Origin of the sequence: Nocardia sp. NPDC088792 (genome assembly GCF_044750615.1) — a bacterium.
Classification (GTDB): Bacteria; Actinomycetota; Actinomycetes; order Mycobacteriales; family Mycobacteriaceae; genus Nocardia.
The window spans coordinates 618,688-636,565 of the sequence record NZ_JBIVKC010000003.1 but is presented as its reverse complement, the minus strand read 5'-3'; the positions used below and the strand labels follow the sequence as shown (position 1 = coordinate 636,565).

Here is a 17,878-nt window from a genome sequence, read left to right as displayed (position 1 = left end):
ACATTGATGGGAGAGCGGCCGTGACCCAGCAGCTGGCGGTACCCGACTGGCCGGGAGTGGCCGCATCGCTCGTACTGGTGGTGGGTACGGCTGCAATCGCATACCGCGAGCAATTGCATCTGACACGCGATCTGCTGGTCGCTGCGGTACGTGCCGGTGTGCAGCTGGTGGCGGTCGGCGCGATCTTGCTGATCGTTTTCCGGCACACCGGATTACCGGGGGCGCTGGGCTGGGTGGTGCTCATGGTTGTCATTGCCGGTCAGGTGGCGGGACGCCGCGGGGCGGGTTTGCCGCATGCGAACCGGTCGGCCACCATCGGTGTCGCCTTCGGTTCCTCGATCACCCTGGTATCGCTGATTCTGTTGCATGTCATCTCGACTCAGGCGCGGGTGGTGGTGCCGGTGGGCGGCATGATCGTGTCCTCGGCCATGCAGTCGACCGGAATTGCGCTGCGCCGCTTGGTGGAAGACGTGCGCCGGGCGCGCGATGCGGTGGAAGCGCGGCTGGCACTGGGTCTTTCGGCGCACCGCTCGTTCCTGCCGAATCAGCGTTCGGCCTTGCGCACGGCCTTGATTCCCGCGATCGATTCGACGAAGGTGGTCGGGCTCATCAGTCTGCCGGGCGCCATGACGGGTCTGATTCTGGCGGGTGTGGATCCGCTCACTGCGATCCGCTATCAGATCGTGGTCATGTATATGCTCTTGGCGGCAACGACTCTGGCAGCCCTCGCAGCAACCCGGGTGGCGGAGCGCACCTTGTTCGATGGCGCGCAGCGGCTGGTCGTCCTGCCGGATTTGACTCGGTAACGGGTCAGGGGGCGCAACTTCTATCCCGGTCATCAGGTCGCAACCGTGTTGCGGGCGTGTCCGAAATGTCTAGTTGGTTACGATGGGATGGGTAAAATGGTTGAGGGATAGGTAGTTTCGATGGAAGCGATCGAATTCTTCATGCCGTTCGATCCGGAGGGGGTCAACCCGGCGGAGGCCGAGGCCGAAGCGGGTATGTGGGCCTGGCTCGAGGCCTATGACCTGGTCCCTTCCGAATTGACACGGCGTCGAATGGAGCGAACCCGGCCTGCCCGGATGTATGCATTGTGGTGCCCGCGGGCACAATCGGACGAGCTCACGCTGCTGACGCAGTACACCGCATGGGCTTTCATCGTTGATGACCAGTTCGATATCGAAATACCGGACCCGGAGCGCTGTTTGGATGCGGTGCGGTCGCTGGAAGCGGTCCTGGACGGCATCCGACCGGTCTCCGGAGTGCTGGCGGCAGCCTTCGAGGATCTCTGGGAAAGACTGTGCCGCGGAAGGTCTCCCGACTGGCGGGAGAGCGTGCGCAGCGAAATCCGGGCCTGGCTGTGGACCTACTACACCGAGGCCGTGGGGCGACTGTCCGGCAACCTGCCGGACCTGGAGACCTACCGCGCGCATCGCCGAGACGGTGTGGCGCTGTTCGTCTTTCTCGATATCAGCGAAATCGCCGAGGGGGTCGACATGTCCGCCGCCGCCCGGCACCTGCCGGCCATGCGCAGCCTGCGCGAGGCCGCGGTCGAGCACATGGGCCTGTTCAACGACGTGCTCTCGATCGCCTCCGACGAGGCCTCCGGATACCTCTACAATTCGGTACTGCTCGCGGAATACCACTTCGGGCACAACCGGACTCGAGCCCTGGAACTCGTCAACGGCATGCTCACCGAGTGTATCCAGCGCGTCACCGAGGCCTTGGACCGGCTACCGGCGGAGCTGAAGGACGCCGGTCTCACCGGTCGGGAGCGGGACGAGACCCTCGCCACCGCACGCAATTACACGCTTTACGTCAGAGCGAACCACGATTATCACTATCAGGCCGCACGCTATACCAGCGCCCCGCAAGAGGCGCTAGAACATGGACTGCCACTCACCTGAAGTGGCCGAAAACCCGGCGTTGCCGAACTGAAACCCCCACACAACCCCTAGCGTCAGGGTTGCAATGGGACCATGAGCTTCTTCTAAGCACGGTCGTCCGATCGCCGCCACGGGGTTGCGGGGCCGCGCCAGAGAGAGCGGGGCCGATTATGCGAGCATCGAAACCGACCATATCCACTGTGCGACAAGGACCGGACGGCAAACGGCGCTGGGGCCTCTCCCGCGCGGCCGAGGCCACCCTGGCCGGCCACACCGAAACCTGTCCGCGGGCACCGGAATCCACACCGCGCCCGCACGACGGGTCGGTCGAGCACCGGGCGCGCAAGCAGCTCATCGACGCGCGTCGCGCCATCGAACCCATACTGCGAGCCGCCGTCGCCTCCCTGTCCGACCCCCTGGATCGGCTGGCCGGATACCACTTCGGCTGGTGCGATCCGCAGGGTGTGCCGATCGCCGGCGGCACCCAGGGCAAGGCCCTGCGCCCCGCCCTCACCATCGCTGCCGCCACCGCCTGCGGCGGCAGCGCCGAGCAGGCCGTGCACGCCGCCGCCGCGGTGGAACTGCTGCACAACTTCTCACTGGTCCACGACGATGTCATGGACACCGACCCCATGCGGCACGGGCGGCCCACCGTCTGGCGGGTCTGGGGCGAAACCAATGCCACCCTGCTCGGGGACGCACTGCAAGCGCTGGCATTGGCCGTATTGTCCGACGGGGCGCCGGAAACCGTCACCTCCGAAGCCGTCATCCGGCTGGCCCGCGCCACGGTCACGCTGTGCCGCGGGCAGTACGAGGACTGCGCCTTCGAGGGCCGGCCGCTGGTGAGCGTGGACGAGTATCTGACGATGGCGGCGGGTAAGACCGGCGCGCTGCTGGGCTGTGCCTGTGCGCTCGGAGCGTTGTGCGCGGGTGCGGATCATCGGATGGTGTCGGCCATGCACACCTTCGGGATCGAGCTGGGGCTGGTCTTCCAGCTGGTCGACGATGCCATCGACATCTGGGGTGATCCGGCGGTCACCGGAAAACCCGCGCACAGCGACCTGATTCACCGCAAACAGTCGTTCCCGGTGGTCTGTGCCCTGACCTCCGATACCGGACCGGGCCGCGAGCTGGCCCGCATCTATCACGGCCGCCACCCGATGACACCGGCTCGCGCCGCGCGCGCGGCCGACCTCATCGAGGAGGCGGGTGGTCGCCAGCGCACCCTGCGCCGTGCGGCCACCGCGCTGGAGTCCGCGGTCGAAGCGCTGCCCGCCGACACCGCGGCGGACGATCTCATGGCGCTGGCGCACCTGGTGGCCTACCGGGACCGCTGAGCCATACGACCGCAGATCCGTTGCCGCGCAGAGGAATCGCTGCGGCAGCGGATCTGCGCCGGTCTGCTCACCGACGTGCGTCGGCGGTCGACTGCATCTCCGACAGGCGGTGGGTGTTGGCGATCAGCACGTCGGTGACCTTGCGCAACCAGCTCAGGATCGCCCGCAGCTCGTCTGCGCTGTAGCCGACGGCGGCTGCGCCCATGTCCGCGCCGAACGGTCCGAAGATCTCGCCCAGCAGGGCGTCGAGTCGTTCGTTGGGAACGAGTTCGACGATCACCTTGCGTCGATCCTGTGGGTCGCGGATGCGCCGGGCGTAGCCGGTCTTCTCGAGCCGGTCCACCAGACCGGTCACCGCACCGGTGGTCAGGCCGGTGTGCTCGGCGATCACGCCGGCGGGCACGGGCCCGAGCCGGCGCAGGGTGTCGACGCATTTGTGCTCGACCGCACTGAGCCCCATCAGTTTTCCCACCATGTCGTGGAAGTTCACTATCGCGCCGGCGAACTCGCGGCCGAGGTAGGTCGCGGCCTCGGCGTCGAGGGAATCGTCTTGCGTCATGCCCCCAATGTACCTTAGTCTCTGGTTATCTTAGTTACTAAGCCAATCAGGCACTGAGCTAAATCCTGGGGGACTTCCGATGTCCGATATCCGAGCACCCGGCAGAGCCAGAGCGCTCATCACGGCGATCGGCAACATTGCCGTCGACCTGCTGTTGCCGTACATCGCTTTGCTTCTGCTCGCACCGACCGGCTTGTCGGCCGCGCTGCGCTTGACCATCGGCGGCATTCTGCTGGCGGGCAAGGCCTTCGGCGGGCCGCTGGTCCGCGGTCAATTCCGCTGGCGGCTGGCACTGACCGCGACCGTGCTGCCGGTGGCGGTCCTGATCGGCGCGCACGCGGCCGGTCTCCGCGATACCGCCGTCATGCCCGCCGCCGCGGTGGCGAGCGGTGCGATCTGCCTCGGCGATCTGATTCGCACCCGGCTGCGCGACAAGGCGCATCGTGTCGACGGATTGGCCATGTTGATCCTGTCCGAGCTGACGGCCTCCATCATCCTCAGCTCGATCAGCGGCGATGCCCGGTTCGTACTGGCCAGGGCCTCGCTCTACACGGCGGTCGCCGGTGCCTTCTTCCTCGTGAGCGCGGTATCGGCCCGGCCCTTCATGCGGGAGGCATTGAAACCGGTTGCCACCCAGGGCGATCCGATCCGCAGCGCGGCCTTCGATCGATGCTGGTCGATCTCCCGCCCGTTCCGCCTCGTCTACCGGGGTGTCACCGCGGGCCTCGGGTGCGTGCTGCTCGCCGATGCCGTGCTACGGATCGTGATCATCTACAGCCACCCGGCCGGCTCCCTGATTACATCGGGGCTGACCGGGCAGCTGCCGGGCATCGTATTGCTGGTGGCCTGGTTCCTCATCGGCCGCAAGCTGGTGGTGCCGCGGGCGTTGCGCATCCTCGAGACCGAGGTCGCCGGGATGCAGACCGGCAAGGATCACGATCCGCTCGATGGCGATTCGATCATCGCCGCCTGAGGCGGAGATTCCCGCTCATTGAAGTCGATCCGGTTAGGTACCCCCGGCCGCTTGCGGACCGGGGGCCGCCGAGGTATCCGCGGATCCGAATCGAATCCCCTTGGCTTCCTTGCCGATAGCGGTCAGGAAGATGACCGCTACGAAGACCGGGACGGCGGTCACCGCCAAGGCGAAGGGGTAGCCGCGCGATTCGGCGAGCCGCTCCTGGATCGGAAGGTTCAGCGAGGCAAGCAGATTGCCGAGCTGGTAGGTCACGCCCGGATAGAAGCCGCGGATGGCGTCCGGGGACATCTCCGACAGGTGGGCCGGGATGACGCCCCAGGCGCCCTGCACCGCGACCTGGATCAGGAACGAGCCGAGGCACAGCATGGCCGCGGTCTTCGAATAAGCGAACAGCGGCACGATGGGCAAGCCGAGGACCGCGCAGAAGATGATGGTGTAGCGGCGGCCGTAGCGTTGCGAGAGGCTGCCGAAGATCAGGCCGCCGAGGATGGCGCCGATGTTGTAGATGACCGCGATCCACTTGGCCGCCACCGTCGAGAGTCCCGCGCCGCCATGGGAAGTGGCCGACAGGAAGGTCGGGTACACGTCCTGGGTGCCGTGGCTCATCCAGTTGAAGGCGGTCATGAGCAGCACCAGGTAGATGAACCGGCGGATGACGGCCGGGCTGGTGAGGATGTCGCGGACGCGGGTCTGGGTGACGCGCAGCTTCTCCTTGGACTGCTCCCACACTTCGGATTCGCGGACGCGGGCGCGCAGGATCAGGATGATGAGCGCGGGGATGATCGACAGTCCGAACAGCCAGCGCCACGACAGGCCCAGCCAGTTCGAGACCAGCAGCGAGGCCAGCGTGGCGAGCAGGTAGCCGAAGGAATAGCCTTCCTGCAATAGGCCGGAGAAGAAGCCGCGCCGTTCGGCGGGGATCTTCTCCATGGCCAGGGCCGCGCCGAGACCCCATTCACCGCCCATGCCGATGCCGTAGATCATGCGCAGGATGACCAGGACGGTGAAGTTCGGCGCGAAGGCGCACAGGAAACCGACGATCGAATACATGCCGACGTCCACCATCAGCGGTATTCGCCGGCCTATTCGGTCGGCCCACAGACCGAAGAGCAATGCCCCGACGGGTCGCATGATCAAGGTCGCGGTGGTGATGAATGCGACTTCGCCCTTGCCGATGTGGAAGGTTTTGGCGATATCGGCGTAGACGAGGATGACCAGGAAGTAGTCGAAGGCGTCCATCGTCCAGCCGAGTTGTGCGGCGATGAACGAGTTGCGCTGGTCTTTGGTCAGTTTCGTGCGCTGGATCGTCGACATGAGTTCGTGCCCCTCTCGGCGTCGACCACGCTGCGCCACCGAAAGTTCCAACCGGTCCGAACTCACACCGGCGCAGCAAACGCATTCATAGTGGACCTTCAGCGTGGACCCCTGGTGCAGTTTGCCGTAATTTCTGCGCGACCGCCGATCAGCCGAACCAATCCTCCTCACCAGGTGGCGGCACATTGCGAAGTTTGTCCGGATTTCGCACGGCGTGAATGGCGACTATGCGGCCGTCGTCGATGGTGAAGGAGAACACCGCCATCTCCGGACCATCGGCGATCACCAACCCCGGCCGGCCATTGACCGCCACGATCGCGCCGGAACCCCGCGTACCCGCGGGCCGGGCGTGCGCTGAAATCGCCCAGCCGGTGAGCATCTCGGCCACGGCCCGCGCACCCAGCACCGGGTGCAGCACCGCCACCGCCTTGCCACCGCCGTCACCGGTGAAGGTGACGTCCGGATCCAGCACACTCAGCAGCGCACCCAACTCACCCGCCCGCCAGGCGGCGCTGAAGGCCAGCACGACCCGGGCGTGCTCATCGGGGGTGGGCGGGAACCGGGGTGTGCGTTCCCGGACGTGACGGCGCGCACGAGAGATCAACTGCCGCACGGCCACCGGTGAACGGCCCACCACCTCGCCGACCTCCGCCGCGGGCATACCGAAGACCTCGTGCAGGACGAAGGCGGTGCGCTCGGCCGGGGTCAGCGCTTCCAGCACCACCAGCAGGGCGGTGGTCACCCGCTCGTCCTGGGTGACGCGGTCGGCCGGATCGTCCTGGCCCACCGCGGGTTCGGGCAGCCAGTTGCCGGTGTAGCGTTCGCGGCGGGCGCGAGCCGAGGTCAGCTGATCCAGCGCCAGCCGCCCGGTCACGCGCGCCAGCCACGCCTGCAGGTTCTCGATCGCGCCGACATCGCTGCGCTGCAACTTGATCCAGGCGTCCTGCACCACATCGTCGGCCTCGGTGAGACTGCCGAGTGTGCTGTAGGCCAGTCGTCGCAGGTAGGGGCGTTCGCGTTCGAACAGCTCGGCCAGCTCTGCCGCATCCATCAGCGCGCCACCCGATCCGATTCCGCCGCAAGCCATTCGGCGAAGCCGCCGCCCACCGGGCGGCCGGTGTCGTCCAGGCAACCCGCCCCGGCCCGCAAAGCGCGACCGGCCTTGCCCGGTAAGGGGATCCGCAGCGGGACGAGCGTGCCGTGATGCGCTTGCCGCCACTGGTTCGCCAGCTCGGTCAGGGTGCGGGCCTCCGGCCCGCCGATATCGGCCAGCCTGCCCGCCGGGCCGGACTCCACGGCGTGCACAAGTTCGTCGGCGACCGCGGCGATGTCGACGGGCTGGAACAGGGCGCCCGATCGCGGGGTGATGCGCGCCCTGGCGGCGGCCGACAACATCGTGGCCAGGTACCCGTGGAACTGGGTCGCGCGCAGCAAGGTCCACGGCACGGGACCGGCGGTCACGAGGCGCTCCTGCTCGACCTTGGCGGTGTTGTAGGCCATGGGAACAAGGTCGCATCCCACGAGAGAGATCGCCACATGGTGCCCGATTCCGGCCTCCTGCTCGGCGGTCAGAAGCCTGTTCACCCCGTCGACGAGGACCGCGCGGGTCTGCTTCTGCGAGTTCACCGCATCCACCACGACGTCCATGCCGTCGAGGGCCTCGGCCAGGCCCGCACCCGTGGCCAGATCCGCACCGCGATGCTCGATACCCGGCTCGACCCGCTCGGGCCGGGTACGGCTCACGATCCGCACGGGATGTCCGCGATCCACCAGCCGGGCCGCGACCGTCGCGCCCAGACCGCCGGTTCCACCGATCACTGCTACTCGCATGACAAGCTCCTATTCGTTCGTATTCTTCGGCAGTGCAAGGAAACTCACGCCTACTACCAGCAGCAGCGCTGCGGTGTATCCGAGGACCAGGGCGAAACTGCTCGACGAGGAGTGCCGGTGATCGAGCAGGGTGAAGAACACCACGCCCGAAACCGCCACGCCGATCGCCATACCGAGCTGCTGCGCCGTATTGAGCAGTCCGGAGGCCGATCCGGCCACGCCGGCCGGGACCTGACCGAGCAGCAGATCGATGACCGGTGCGACCACCAGACCCAGGCCCAGACCCGATAGCGCCAGCGGCGCGGCCATCTGCCAGGAACTGACGGCCGTCCCGTAATACCAAGCGATCCAGGCGTATACACCGAACCCGGCGGCATTGATCAGCGCACCGGCCACCAAGACGCGGCGACCGAAGCGGGGGACCAGCCGCTCCGCGGAGGTGGCCGCGCCGAGACCCGCGCCGACCGCCACGACGGCGGAGGTGAACCCGGCGTGCATCGGCGACCAGCCCAGCCCGGCCTGCATGTACAGCGTCCACGCCAGGAAGAAACCGCCCAGCGCCAGCCAGAACAGCAGCCACGCGAAAAGCCCGACGGCGAAGGCTCGGGACCGGAACAGGCTCAGTTCCACCAGCGGCACACCGCCGCGTGCCGGCAACCGCCGCTGATGGGCGAGAAAGACCGCGAACACCAGCACCGAACCGGCCAGCATGGCGAATATCCATGCGGGCCAGCCGAGTCGGCGCCCCTCGGTGAGCGGATAGATCAGCAGGAATACCGCCGTGATCGACAGCACCACACCCCACGGGTCGAGGCGCGTGGGGGCGGGCGAACGGGATTCGCGCAGCACGAACCAGGCGGCAATGGTCGCCGCGAGCCCGACGGGCAGGTTGACCAGGAAGATGGTCCGCCACTCCAGTCCGAACAGATTCCATTGCGTCAGCAGACCGCCGAGCAGCTGCCCGCAGACCGTGGCCGAGCCGCCGACCGCGCCGTACAGCCCGACCGCGCGGGCCCGCTCACCCGGTGGGAAGGCGGTCCGCACGATGGCCAGCAGTTGCGGCACCATGATTCCGGCCATGCCGCCCTGCAGGAATCGGGCGCCGATGAGCATGTCCGGATTCGTGCTCAGCCCGGACAGCGCGGAGGCGAGGGTGAAGCCCGCCAGGCCGATCAGCACCATCCTCCGCCGGCCGTGGATGTCGCCCAGCCTGCCCGCGGTGATGAGTACCGCGGCGAAGGCCAGCACGTAGCCCGAGATCATCCATTCGACCTGTGCGTAACCGGCTTTCAGGTCGCGCTGGATGCTGGGTACCGCCACATTGACGATGGTCGAGTCGAGCAGATCCATGAATCCCGCGACCAGCACCACGGCCAGGGCGGACCAGCGGCGCGGATCGGGCGGGGCCTGCTGGGGTGCATCGTGAGCGGGGGTGGTTCGCGTGTCGTATGCCATGGCCGTCCTCGTTCGTTCCGGATTCGGCGAACAGACGGCGCAGGCCCCGAAATCGTGACAGCGGCCGATTCCGCTTCGGCCGGGCGCGAACAAGCGCTCATGAAACTCGCACCGGCCGTACTCTTTCCGGAATGAGCACGACCGAGGGCGAGCAGACCTCCCCGTGGGCGCCCTTGCGCACCGGCACCTTCCGGGCATTGTGGATCGCGTCCATCGCCTCCAATATCGGTTCCTGGATGCATCTGGTCAGTGCATCCTGGCTGATGACCTCGCTGACCAGCAGCGCAGCCCTGGTGGCCTTGCTGTCCACGGCGAGTGCGATCCCGAGTTTCGCGCTGGCCCTGCCGGGCGGGGCACTGGCCGACATCCTCGATCGGCGGCGGCTGATCCTGTTCACCCAGGCCTGGCAATTGCTGGTGGCGGCGCTGCTCGGGGTGCTCACCCTCGCGCACACGGTGAACCCGGCCCTGTTGCTCACGGCCACGCTGCTCCTGGGTATCGGCGCCACGCTGGGTATGCCGGCGTTCACGGCGGTGACCCCCGAGCTCGTGCCGTCCGGGCAACTGCCCGCGGCAATCGGACTCAACTCGATGGGCGTAACCGCCTCGCAGGCCATCGGACCCGCCATCGGCGGTCTGTTGGTGGCGGCGGTCGGTTCCGGTGGAGTGTTCCTGCTGAACGCGCTCTCGTTCCTGGGAGTGCTTGCGGTGGTGTATCTCTGGCGCCGTCCGGTCGCACCGAGCACGCTGCCCCCGGAACATCTCACCACCGCGATCCGCACCGGCCTGCGCTACGTGGCGAACGCCCCCGAGCTGCGGGCGGTGTTGATCCGCACGGCCGCCTTCGTCCTCTGCTACGGCGCGATGCCTGCGCTGCTGGCCGTGGTCACCCGAGTTCGCTTGCACCAGAGCGCATCCATGTACGGCCTGCTACTGGCCGCGCTCGGGGTCGGGGGAGTCTGCGGCGCCCTCGTGCTCCCGCGGGTACGCGGCCGCTTCGATCCCGATGCCATCGCCGTGCTCTTCAGCCTGCTCTACGCGGCCTGCATGCTGACGATCGCGCAGCTCACCACCTTCCCCGTCGCGCTCCCGGTACTTTTCGTCGCCGGGGTAGCGGGCATGGGTGTGATGTCCACCCTCAATATCGCCGCACAATCGGTGCTCCCCAGCTGGATTCGCGGCCGCGGCCTGGCGGTCTTCCAGCTGGTCTTCCAAGCCGGCTACGCCCTGAGCGCAGCGGGCTGGGGTGTAACAGCCACCGCCGCAGGGCTTCCCACGGCCCTGACGCTGGCCGCTCTGGCGCTGGCCGCCCAAACAGTTCTCAGCCGCCGTTACCGCCTGACCGCATCCGAATCGGTGGACGTCCGAAGCGCCCATATCGCCGAGGCCTACACCCCGATCACCCTCGCCCCCGACGACGGCCCCATTCTCCTGACCGTCGAATACCGCATCCCCCAAGACCGCCGGCATGCCCTGAATGCCGCGATCCCCGACCTACGCCGAGCCCGCCGCCGAGACGGCGCCATGCACTGGGCCTGGTACGCCGATCCCACCGACCCCATCCGCCATGTAGAAGCCTTCCTTTCCCCGTCCTGGGTGGAACACCAGCGGTTGAGCCAACGCCTCACCGGCACGGATGCCGCTGCCCTACAAAGGATTCGGTCCCTGCACGACGGAGACGCCGAGCCCGCGATGACCGCGCTGGTGAACTACCGGGCGGGGGAGAAACGTAGTTATCTGTAACCGCCGGTTACGGATACTTTCAGGGATCCCCGGGAAATGGCCGAGCCATTGGAGGAGACATTACACCAGTCACGTCGAATGGAGTTGGTCTACCAGGTCGTCGCTTGGTACCGATCGCTCCCGGCGGTTGCGCAGGACACTGGTGAGGAAGGCCGCGCCGATGATGATTACGCCGATGAGGCCGGTGAAGAGCTGGTCGAGGTGGTGGCCGGTGGAATAGAGGAGCAACAGGGCCAGGGTGCCGATGGCCCAGTGGGCGCCGTGCTCGAGGTAGATGTATTGGGCGAGAGTGCCTTTGCGGACCAGGTAGACCGTGATCGACCGCACGAACATGGCGCCGATGAGGCCGAGGCCCAGGGCGATGATGATCGGATCGGCGGTGATGGCGAAGGAGCCGATGACTCCGTCGAAGGAGAAGGACGCGTCGAGGACTTCCAGGTAGAGGAACAGGAAGAAGGCGGCGCGGCCGGTGGCCAAGGTGGCGCGGGCGGGGCCGGGGGATTCGTCGGTGTCGAAGTAGTTGCCCAGGCCGTCCACGACGAAGTAGGTGATCATGCCGAGGGCGCCGGCGACCATGACCACGTCGGCCTTGTCGTCGGGGGCGATCACGCCGGCGGTGAGGATGAGCACGAACAGTGCCACCACCACGGCGAACATATCGAAGCGGCCGAGGCGGGCCAGTGGGCGTTCCAGCCAGGAGAGCCAGGTGATCTCGCGTTCGGCGCACACGAAGTTGAGGAAGAGCAGTAGCAGGAACATGCCGCCGAAGGCGGCGATCTTGGGATTGGCGTCATTGAGCAGGGTCACGTAGCTGGCCCGGCCGTCGGGGAAGTACGCGGCGCCGTTGGCCGGTGGATTCAAGGCGAGATCGAGCGCCTTGAGCGGATCGAGGTGGGCGCCGATCGAGACGACCGCCAGCGGGAACAGCAATCGCATACCGAAGACGGCGATCAGCACGCCGACCGTGATGAACATGCGCTGCCAGAGCGGGCTCATCCGTTGCAGCACAGTCGCATTCACGACGGCATTGTCGAAGGACAGCGACACTTCCAGTACACCCAGGATCGCGGCCAGCGCCATCGCGTGGGGTCCTCCATAGATCAGCGCTATCAGCAGCGCCACCGCACTGACCACAAACGACAGCCCGAAAACTCGCATGACCACGACGATGCCTTTCGTCCACCACCAGCCTCGGTGACCGCACAGGGACCTGCACCACAAGTGGTCGACGCCGGAGCCCTGCGCTGATTGTGACAGCCCGTCGCGCGCCCCGACAATCGTTCTGGTGTGTCGGGGCAACGTTCGGGCAGCGCTTCGGCGCCCGGGACGGACCGCGCGGTCGCCGGCGAGCGAGCGCGTCGAGGCTAGTCGCGCAGGTCGTCGGCGAGGCCGTCCACGAGTCTGGCCAGGTCCGAGCGGGTGAGGGTGGGATGCGCCGCGGCGAGCGCGGGAGTGGTGCGGCGAGTTTGCTTCTGGTGCAGGGCGAGCCAGATGCGGTCGCGAGTGACGGGAAGCTCTGTGAAACGGATTCCGGTCGCATCGCGGAGGGCATTGGCGAGGGCCGGGCCCACGGGATTGAAGGGGCTCTCACTCATGGATTTCGCGCCCAGCGGGCCGAGTTCGTCGCTGGTGTCGGTGAAGGTCACCTCGGTGCGGGGGACATCCGCGAAGGCGGGCAGGCGGTAGCGGCGGAAGGCGGCGGTGCTCACCGCTCCGGTCTCGTCGATGCGCACGTTCTCGAAGAGCGTCGCGCCCAGGGCTTGCGCGACACCGCCCTCCACTTGGCCGCGGCACTGCATGGGATTCATGACCTTGCCCGCGTCGGCGGAATGCACGCTGCGCAGGATGCGCAGCTCACCCGAGTCCGGATCGACGGCCACCTGGAACAGCTGGCCGTTGAACGCGACCGATCGGGGCGTACCGCCGAAATGCCCGTCCGCGGAGAGGGTTTCGCCCTCGATCGAGGCGATGGCGTGCAACACCGGCAGCCAGACGCGCCGCGTGCCCGCCACCACGGCATGCTCGGTCAGCTGACAGACCTCCGGCGCCACCCCGAGCTGCTTCGCACCCAGTGTCAGCAACCGCGCCGCGAGCGCGCGGCTCGCGAGCAGGGTCGCCTTGCCGGCCACCACGATTCCCGCCGATCCGAACGCGCCGGTGTCGTGACCCACCACATCGGTATCGGATTGGCGGACCTTGACCTGGTCGACGGTGGTGAACAACTCCTGCGCCACGATCTGCCGGTGCACGGTGGTGGTCCCATTGCCGAATTCGGCGGTGCCGACCGCGAGGTCGTAGGTGCCGTCGGCGAGCAGGGTGAGCCGGGCATCGGCGAAATGACCGTTGGGCGGGGTGGTGGCGATCATGGACAGCGCGAAACCGTTTCCGGTGAGCCAGCCTTCGGGCGCGGCGGGGAACGGGTCGGCCAGCGCGGCGCGGATGACATCCAGGCATTGGCCGAGCCCGTAGCTCGCGATGAACAGGTCGTCATCGTGGCCGCCGGGGCAGACCATGTGCTCGCCGTGGCCGATCATATTGCGCGCGCGGAATTCCAGGGGATCCATGCCGACGCGGCGGGCCAGTTCATCCATCACCGATTCCATCGCGAACACGACCTGACCGAGCCCGTAGCCGCGGAACGCCCCGGAGGGAACGGTATTGGTGTAGACGGCGTACCCGTCCACCTTCTTGTTCGGGCAGCGGTACATGCCGAAGGATTCACCGGCGGAGTGGAACATGACGCCGGGACCGTGGTTTCCGTACGCCCCGGTGTCGGAGACGATGCGCGCCTCCAGAGCGGTGAGGCTGCCGTCTCGTTTCGCGCCGGCCTTCACGCGGACGGTGAACGGGTGCCGGGTCGTGGCGCCGTAGAACTGTTCCGCGCGGGTGTATTCCAGTTTGACCGGCCGCTTCAGGTGCATGGCCGCGAGCACCACGATGTCCTCGCAGATCATCTCCTGCTTGCCGCCGAAACCACCGCCGACCCGGCCCGCCAGCACCCGCACGCGATCGTGCGGCAGATCGTAGAGATCGCACAGTGCGCGCCGGGTGAGGAACGGGGTCTGCGAACTGGTGCGCACCACCAGCCGGTCGTCCTCGTCGTAATAGGCCACCGCGCCGTGGGTTTCGAGACTGGCGTGCTGCACCCGCTGGGTGCGGAAGGTCTCCTCGTACACCACCGCCGCGGCGGCGAAACCGGCTTCCACATCGCCGACCTCGCCGTGCACCTCGCCGGCCACGTTGTTCTCGGGACGGGCGATGCGCGCCACGGCGGCGTCCTTGTCGTGGACGATCGGCGCGCCGGGGCGCATGGCCGCTTCGGGGTCCAGGACGTGCGGCAGCACTTCGTATTCGACCACGATCCGGCGGCAGCCCTCCTCGGCGGCGCCCTCGGTGTCGGCGACGACCGCGGCGACACGCTGCCCGATGTAGCGGACGACGTCGTCGAGGACACGGGTGTCGAACGGGTCCTCTTCCGGCCGTTCGTGGCGGGCGGTGGAGAAGAGCTTCTCCGGGGCGTCATGGTGGGTGAAGACCGCGTGCACGCCCGGCACTTCCAGCGCCGGCGTGGTGTCGATGCCGATGATCCGGGCGTGGGCATGCGGGGAACGCAGCAGCTTCAGATGCAGCAGGTCCGGGATGTCGATATCGAAGGTGTAGCGGGCCTTGCCGGTGACGACCAGCGGGCCGGCGGGGGCGCCGAGGTTGCGCCCGATCGCCGCGCCCGCCTCCGGATCCTCGGTGTGCCGGACACCGCGGATCGCGTCTTCGATGGCGCGATAACCCGTGCAGCGGCACAGGTTTCCCTTCAATGAGCGCGGCAGGTCCTGCTGCTGCTCAGCGGTCAGCGCCGAGGTGGTCATGAGGAAACCCGCTGTGCAGAAACCGCATTGGAAGCCCTGCGCGTCGAGGAACCGCTGCTGCATCGGATGCAGTTTGCCGTCCTTGGCCAGACCTTCGACCGTGGTGACGCTGCGCCCCTCGGCGCGGAAGGCCGGAAACAGGCAGCTGTGCACGGGTTTACCGTCGACCTGCACGGTGCAGGCGCCGCAGTCGCCGGCGTCGCAGCCCTTCTTCACGCCGAAGCAGCCGCGGTCCCGCAGGTAGGTGCGCAGGCATTGGCCCGGCCGCGGTTCCGCGTCGAAAGGCTGTTCGTTGACTCGGATTTCGAAGCTCATGCCAGTTCTCTCCTGATCTCCTCGGCCAGCAGCAGGGCCATATGCCTGCGCCATTCCGGGAGTCCGTGAATATCGTCGAACCACTCGCCGGGGCGGACCGCGCTGTCGATCGCCGTCCGGAGCTCGGCTGCGTTCGGCCAGTTGCGGAATCGCACGCGGATCGGGCGGGTGGTGGCCGCGGTGACGGTGATCTCCAGCTCGCCCGCGCGGTCGCGGGTGCCGATGATCAGCGCACCGGAGCGGCCGAGACCATACAGCGACGCTTGCCGGAAGGCGGTGCGCCGGTTCAGCGCCTCCGCGGGAATCGTGACCGAGCGCAACACCTCGCCCGGCCGCAGCACCTTTTTGCCTGCGCCGGTGATGAATTCGTGCACCGACACCCACCGCAGCACGCCGACCGGCGAGCGCAGCAGGATCTCGCCGTCCAAGGCGGCGGTCAGCGAGATCAAGGGCCCCGCGGGCAGACCGTTGCAGAGATTGCCGCCGACCGTGGCCATATGCCAGATCTTCCAGGAGGCCAGGAAGGCATGGCAGCACTGCTCGAACAGCGGGTGATCGGTGAACTCGAACAGTTCGGCCACCGTGCAGGTGCCGGCGATCTCCAGATTGCCGTTGGGCAGCCATCGGATGGGTGTCCAGCCGAGCCGACTCAGATCTATGAGCCGGTTCAGGTGCGGCTGCGGTTCGGAGAACAGATAGGTGCCGCCGCCGACATAGGCATCACCCGTCCGCCAACCCGTGAAATCCCGGGCATCGCACACCTCCAGCACCGTGTTCAGATCCACCGCAGCACTCCTCGAATCGCTGATCGTTTCGATTCAAGTCCGTCGTCACACGGCTGCCATCGGCGTCGGCACACGAAGATCCGGTCCGGCGGCGCGGAATTTCGGATGATCCACCAGCGCTTCGCTCATATCGGGCAAAGCATCTACCATGCGGTGTCGGTAGTCGGGCGTGCGAAAGGAGCAGATCATGCGGGTCGATGAGCTGCTTCGGCTGGAGACGCTCGGATTGCAGCTGGTGTGGGGCGAACCCGACCTGCTGCGGCAGGAGATCAGCGGGGTCACCGCCACCGACCTGCTCGACCCGAGCGAATACGTGCAATCGGGTGAAGTGGTGCTCAGCGGGCTGGTGTGGTGGACCGCCCGCGGCGGGAAGCAGCGGGCCGACCGGTTCGTGACGGCATTACGCCGGGCGGGCGCGGTGGCATTGCTGGCCGGCGTGGTGCGGCACAACGGGCTGCCCGAGGAGATCGTGGACGCCTGCCGGGAGAACGGGATCGTGCTCGCGGCGGTGTCCGCGGAGACCACCTTCCGCACCATCACCGACGAGATCTATCTGCGCCGCTGGGGTGCGCTGACCGCCTCACCGCATTCGTCGCTGCCCGAGCATGTGCGGCGCGCGCTGGATCGGCTGATCCGCGAGCAGGCTCCGCCCGGCGAGGTGCTCGACCGGATCGCGGCTCATCTGGGCGGGCTACCGTGCGCATTGGTCACCGCCAGCGGGCGCACCATCGCGCGGTCCTCGGGCACACCGGCGCAGCCGCCCGCCACGATAGTGCGCGGGTTGCGGCGGGAAGCGGCGAATCAACCGGTGGGATCGGCGGATTCGCCCTATGACACCTGGTATCTGCACCTGCCCGGACCGCAGGCGCCGCCGCGGCTGCTGCAGGAGGTCGCCGGGATGCTGCGGCATTATCGCGATGTCGCGGTGGAGGAACAGGATCGGCGCGATCAGGCCATGCGGGAGCTGGTGACGCAGCTCGATCGCGGCGAGGTCGAAAACTCTTCGGCCACCGTGGTTCTCCCGGATTTCGGCTGGGTGCCGCAGCGCGTCGTCACGGCGGTCACCACACCGCACCGGGCCGGGGCGGCCGCGGCCGCGCTGCGGGAGGTGCTGGCGCATCTCGGCACCGAACCGATCGCGGTCGGCGTGCACGGGCGGCAAGCGGTCGCGGTGGTGCCGGAGATCAAAGACATTGCCGCGCATCTGGTTTCGCTACAAGAACTCGTCCAGTCGTGTGATCCTGAGACGGAGTTGCATCTCGGGCTGGGTGATCCGGCCGATGCGCTGACCGGGTTGCGGGACAGCCTGGTGCGCAGTGCGCACGCGTGCCGGGCGGGAGCACACCTGGGTCGCGCGGTCACCACCGTCGCGGACCTCACCACGCTGGGCGGCCTGCTCGCGGGTGTGCCGCATCCGGTGCGGACCACCTTCAGCCGGCAGGTGCTCGGCGAGCTGCTCGATCCGGATCCGTCCCGCGCCGAACTGCGGGCGACGCTCGAGGCGTTCCTCGACCACAACGGGTCCTGGACCCGCACCGCCGAGGCGCTCTTCCTGCACGTCAATACCGTGCACTATCGGATCGAGCGCGTCGAGAAGCTCACCGGACGCGACCTGTCCCGCCTCGACGACCGCATCGACCTGTACGCCGCCCTGCAGGCCCTCGACGAGGATCAGAGCCGACGGAGCACACCATCCTGCTGACCGGCCTCGGCTACGACGTCCTCGGAACGCGCCGGACTTCTCCAGTTCGATGATCGCCGGCTGCGGTTCGCCGATCACCCAGGGCGCAGTGTCGTTGTCGTATACGGCATTCCG

General features: G+C 67.6%; 14 protein-coding genes. 6 read left to right on the top strand and 8 right to left on the bottom strand.

The genetic code is table 11. The annotated features are described in order from the left end of the window. Positions 1-20: 20 nt before the first annotated feature. The 3 genes from ACIP5Y_RS20520 to ACIP5Y_RS20510 all read left to right on the top strand — a co-directional run bounded on the left by ACIP5Y_RS20520 (position 21) and on the right by ACIP5Y_RS20510 (position 3,223). Positions 21-806: an ABC transporter permease gene (locus ACIP5Y_RS20520; RefSeq protein WP_400351839.1), complete on the top strand. Its 786-nt coding sequence runs from the start codon at positions 21-23 to the stop codon at positions 804-806. 120 nt (positions 807-926) lie between these two features. Next, positions 927-1,907 carry a hypothetical protein gene (locus ACIP5Y_RS20515; protein WP_400351838.1) on the top strand — a complete coding sequence of 327 codons (981 nt, stop codon included), beginning with the start codon at positions 927-929 and terminating at the stop codon, positions 1,905-1,907. Positions 1,908-2,086: 179 nt separating this feature from the next. Further along, positions 2,087-3,223, top strand: a complete 1,137-nt coding sequence (locus ACIP5Y_RS20510; RefSeq protein ID WP_400351837.1) for a polyprenyl synthetase family protein — start codon at positions 2,087-2,089, stop codon at positions 3,221-3,223. Between the two features lie 67 nt (positions 3,224-3,290). Here ACIP5Y_RS20510 and ACIP5Y_RS20505 read toward each other — a convergent pair whose 3' ends face one another. Then, positions 3,291-3,782: a MarR family winged helix-turn-helix transcriptional regulator gene (locus ACIP5Y_RS20505; protein WP_400351836.1), complete on the bottom strand. Its 492-nt coding sequence runs from the start codon at positions 3,780-3,782 to the stop codon at positions 3,291-3,293. Between the two features lie 79 nt (positions 3,783-3,861). Between ACIP5Y_RS20505 and ACIP5Y_RS20500 the strand changes: the two genes are divergently transcribed. Beyond that, entirely contained in the window at positions 3,862-4,755 is an 894-nt protein-coding gene (locus ACIP5Y_RS20500) for a VC0807 family protein (protein ID WP_400351835.1), read from the top strand. A gap of 33 nt (positions 4,756-4,788) precedes the next feature. On the opposite strand, the gene ACIP5Y_RS20495 is transcribed toward ACIP5Y_RS20500, so the two are convergent. The 4 genes from ACIP5Y_RS20495 to ACIP5Y_RS20480 all read right to left on the bottom strand — a co-directional run bounded on the left by ACIP5Y_RS20495 (position 4,789) and on the right by ACIP5Y_RS20480 (position 9,357). After that, a complete protein-coding gene (locus tag ACIP5Y_RS20495) occupies positions 4,789-6,072 on the bottom strand; it encodes an MFS transporter (protein ID WP_400351834.1) in 1,284 nt (427 codons plus the stop codon). A 148-nt stretch (positions 6,073-6,220) separates the two neighbouring features. Beyond that, entirely contained in the window at positions 6,221-7,123 is a 903-nt protein-coding gene (gene sigJ, locus ACIP5Y_RS20490; RefSeq protein WP_400351833.1) for an RNA polymerase sigma factor SigJ, read from the bottom strand. Beyond that, entirely contained in the window at positions 7,123-7,902 is a 780-nt protein-coding gene (locus tag ACIP5Y_RS20485) for an SDR family oxidoreductase (RefSeq protein ID WP_400351832.1), read from the bottom strand. Before ACIP5Y_RS20485 ends, sigJ begins: the two co-directional genes overlap by 1 nt. Positions 7,903-7,911: 9 nt before the next feature. Further along, positions 7,912-9,357, bottom strand: coding sequence for an MFS transporter (locus tag ACIP5Y_RS20480; RefSeq protein WP_400351831.1), 1,446 nt, complete (start codon positions 9,355-9,357; stop codon positions 7,912-7,914). A gap of 131 nt (positions 9,358-9,488) precedes the next feature. On the opposite strand from ACIP5Y_RS20480, the gene ACIP5Y_RS20475 reads away from it, so the two are divergent. Continuing rightward, positions 9,489-11,099, top strand: a complete 1,611-nt coding sequence (locus tag ACIP5Y_RS20475) for an MFS transporter (protein ID WP_400351830.1) — start codon at positions 9,489-9,491, stop codon at positions 11,097-11,099. 69 nt (positions 11,100-11,168) lie between these two features. Here ACIP5Y_RS20475 and ACIP5Y_RS20470 read toward each other — a convergent pair whose 3' ends face one another. From ACIP5Y_RS20470 to ACIP5Y_RS20460, 3 genes are all read right to left on the bottom strand, one after another. Next, positions 11,169-12,263 carry a DUF475 domain-containing protein gene (locus tag ACIP5Y_RS20470; RefSeq protein WP_400351829.1) on the bottom strand — a complete coding sequence of 365 codons (1,095 nt, stop codon included), beginning with the start codon at positions 12,261-12,263 and terminating at the stop codon, positions 11,169-11,171. Between the two features lie 200 nt (positions 12,264-12,463). After that, on the bottom strand, positions 12,464-15,277 hold the full coding sequence (locus ACIP5Y_RS20465) for a molybdopterin-dependent oxidoreductase (RefSeq protein ID WP_400351828.1): 2,814 nt from the start codon (positions 15,275-15,277) through the stop codon (positions 12,464-12,466). Continuing rightward, positions 15,274-16,062: an FAD binding domain-containing protein gene (locus ACIP5Y_RS20460; RefSeq protein WP_400351827.1), complete on the bottom strand. Its 789-nt coding sequence runs from the start codon at positions 16,060-16,062 to the stop codon at positions 15,274-15,276. The genes ACIP5Y_RS20465 and ACIP5Y_RS20460 overlap by 4 nt, the downstream gene beginning before the upstream one ends. 187 nt (positions 16,063-16,249) lie before the next feature. On the opposite strand from ACIP5Y_RS20460, the gene ACIP5Y_RS20455 reads away from it, so the two are divergent. After that, positions 16,250-17,764, top strand: coding sequence for a PucR family transcriptional regulator (locus ACIP5Y_RS20455; RefSeq protein ID WP_400351826.1), 1,515 nt, complete (start codon positions 16,250-16,252; stop codon positions 17,762-17,764). The last annotated feature ends 114 nt before the right edge of the window (positions 17,765-17,878 follow it).

Coding starts and splice junctions, on each gene's coding strand:
- ACIP5Y_RS20515 (WP_400351838.1), top strand. CDS start 927: ATGGAAGCGATCGAATTCTTCATGCCGTTCGATCCGGAGGGGGTCAAC.
- ACIP5Y_RS20505 (WP_400351836.1), bottom strand. CDS start 3,782: ATGACGCAAGACGATTCCCTCGACGCCGAGGCCGCGACCTACCTCGGC.
- ACIP5Y_RS20500 (WP_400351835.1), top strand. CDS start 3,862: ATGTCCGATATCCGAGCACCCGGCAGAGCCAGAGCGCTCATCACGGCG.
- ACIP5Y_RS20495 (WP_400351834.1), bottom strand. CDS start 6,072: ATGTCGACGATCCAGCGCACGAAACTGACCAAAGACCAGCGCAACTCG.
- sigJ (WP_400351833.1), bottom strand. CDS start 7,123: ATGGATGCGGCAGAGCTGGCCGAGCTGTTCGAACGCGAACGCCCCTAC.
- ACIP5Y_RS20485 (WP_400351832.1), bottom strand. CDS start 7,902: ATGCGAGTAGCAGTGATCGGTGGAACCGGCGGTCTGGGCGCGACGGTC.
- ACIP5Y_RS20480 (WP_400351831.1), bottom strand. CDS start 9,357: ATGGCATACGACACGCGAACCACCCCCGCTCACGATGCACCCCAGCAG.
- ACIP5Y_RS20475 (WP_400351830.1), top strand. CDS start 9,489: ATGAGCACGACCGAGGGCGAGCAGACCTCCCCGTGGGCGCCCTTGCGC.
- ACIP5Y_RS20465 (WP_400351828.1), bottom strand. CDS start 15,277: ATGAGCTTCGAAATCCGAGTCAACGAACAGCCTTTCGACGCGGAACCG.
- ACIP5Y_RS20455 (WP_400351826.1), top strand. CDS start 16,250: ATGCGGGTCGATGAGCTGCTTCGGCTGGAGACGCTCGGATTGCAGCTG.